Origin of the sequence: Succinivibrio sp. (assembly GCF_045124615.1) — a bacterium.
In the GTDB taxonomy this organism is placed as follows: Bacteria; Pseudomonadota; Gammaproteobacteria; order Enterobacterales; family Succinivibrionaceae; genus Succinivibrio; species Succinivibrio faecicola.
The window spans coordinates 1-2,084 of the sequence record NZ_JBGVMC010000297.1; the positions used below are offsets into that span (position 1 = coordinate 1).

At 41.1% G+C, this 2,084-nt stretch carries 4 protein-coding genes; all 4 read left to right on the forward strand.

What is annotated here, in order from left to right:
- Window positions 1–908, forward strand: a 908-nt coding sequence (locus tag ACJML3_RS07745) for a hypothetical protein (protein WP_406022097.1), incomplete at its 5' end; no start/stop codon positions are given.
- A gap of 75 nt (window positions 909–983) precedes the next feature.
- Window positions 984–1,511, forward strand: a complete 528-nt coding sequence (locus ACJML3_RS07750; RefSeq protein WP_406022099.1) for a hypothetical protein — start codon at window positions 984–986, stop codon at window positions 1,509–1,511.
- 244 nt (window positions 1,512–1,755) lie between these two features.
- A complete protein-coding gene (locus ACJML3_RS07755; RefSeq protein WP_406022101.1) occupies window positions 1,756–1,893 on the forward strand; it encodes a hypothetical protein in 138 nt (45 codons plus the stop codon).
- A gap of 11 nt (window positions 1,894–1,904) precedes the next feature.
- Window positions 1,905–2,084, forward strand: a 180-nt coding sequence (locus ACJML3_RS07760) for a hypothetical protein (RefSeq protein ID WP_406022103.1), incomplete at its 3' end; no start/stop codon positions are given.

Here is a 2,084-nt window from a genome sequence, read left to right on the forward strand (position 1 = left end):
ACGGCAAACTAGATTCACTGCTTAATGGTGGCGGTGCATCATTCAACATGCCTTTCTACGACAACCTGACTGACGCACAGGAATCTATCGCTACTGATAATCCTGCTGATATTATCACCCCTAACAAGAACACTGCCAGCAACCTCGTTGTTCATCGTTGTGTAAGAACTTCTGCATGGGAAGTTGCTGACCTCGATGAAATGCTTACTGCTAGCGACCCTATGGGTTTTATCGCATCTCGTGTTGCTGACTATCGTTTAGGTCGTTTACAGGAACAGTTCCTTTCTGTTGTTAAGGGTATCTTTGCTAATAACGCTACCGCAAGCGATGATTATCATACTCAAAATGACCAACGTTGGGATGTTTCAGGTGCTTCCTATGTAGCAGGCACTACCGACTTCAACGTAAACCATCTGATTGACGCAATCTCTCTCATGGGTGATGCTCAGGATGGCCTCGGTATGATTATGGTACACCCTCGTGTGTTCGCTAACATGCAAAAGCAAGACATTATCGACACTCGTATTCCTAGCGGTGCTTCTGCTCCTGTTCGTTACTACAACGGCTATCAGATCATTCTTAATAACAACATGCCTGTGGATGCTACTGGTAAGGTATTCTCTACCTACATCTTTGGTCAGAACCAGTTTAAACTTGGTTTTGGTGCTGTTAAGAAGCCACTTGATATTAAGGAACATCCTGAACAGGGTAATGGTTATGGTGTAACCACTATGTACAACCGTTGGTGTAATGCCTTTGCTCCAAAGGGTTATTCATTTATTGCGACCCCAAGCTCTGTAGGTGGCCCATCTAATACTGAATTTGGAACTGCTGGCTCATGGAGACGTGTAGTAGGCGATGTTCGTTCAGTCAAGATGGTTGAACTCGTAACTCGTGAATTAGCATAATCTCACGTTATCGTGAGTAACATCATAAAGGGGGTAGCCACTCCCCCTTTTTAACGAAGCAAATAGAGGTAATAAATGTTAGCAAGTGAAAGAGCATATCAGTATGTAAAAAATCTCAAGCAGACAGATCCAACAATGTATAACAACATGAAATCAAATCTTGATGAAGCTGTTATTACAATCAGACGAATTTTCCGTGACAACACGATTACCAAAAGTTCTGTTGAGCTTTTTTTCACTGATGAACAGGATTACGAAAATCGTAAAAGAATTTTAACAGAAAGTCTGAATGAAGTCAACGCAAAAATTAACGAATTTCAGGCTAAAAGAGATGAAATAACAAAATCTTTAAGCACCATTGAGTTTATGTTCGGTCACAAGCAGACTTTAGCTGAAAAAGAAGCACTTATCCGTGAGGGTATGAGACGTACTCACGAATTAAGGGCACAGCAGGTATTAGAGGCTAGACAGCTTTTAGAACAGCAGAAAAAGATTGTAGCTGAAAAACTTGGTGAAGAAACTGCTGTAAGTTTTGAAAAACAGCAGAGTGAAAAACCTGTAAAGCATAAGAAAAAGGTAGTTATAGAAAATGGCTCTAATTAAGTTTGGCCAAACATTCTTTACACATTGGCGTAAGTATAAAGCTAGACTGTTTAAGGTATCGGGTTGGATAAACAATCCGTTACCGTCAGGCAGTACAGTGCTTATGCCATCACGAGTACGATTAAAACTGATTGCTCAAGACGCAGATAGCAGTTTTACGATTCGTAGTGGCACTAATAGCATCACTTACAATTTAAGTCAAGGTGAAGAATTTGTTACAGTTGTCAATGCCAACAATTACTTAGTGACTGATAATGCAGGCAGAGTAGAGGTTGATTTAGGTCATTTAAGGTCAGACTGGGCAATAATCATTGGTGTCGGGCATCCAATCACGGATGGCTATGGTTTAAGTCGGTATGGCGTAGATCCATACGGAGAATAGAGAGGTTTTAAATGGGAACAACATTACAAAATGGTGTGTATCTCCCAAACGAGGGCGAGCGTAACTGTTATGCTGGCTTAAAGACAAATTGGGAGATTTTAGACCAAAAAGTTGCCGATGTAACAGCATTACAACAAGCTGTCGCAGGTGCGTTACACAGAGAAATTGTCGAAAGTTTGCCGACTACTGAC

Excerpts from the sequence above, each read along its gene's own strand:
- ACJML3_RS07750 (WP_406022099.1), top strand. The coding sequence starts at position 984 with ATGTTAGCAAGTGAAAGAGCATATCAGTATGTAAAAAATCTCAAGCAG.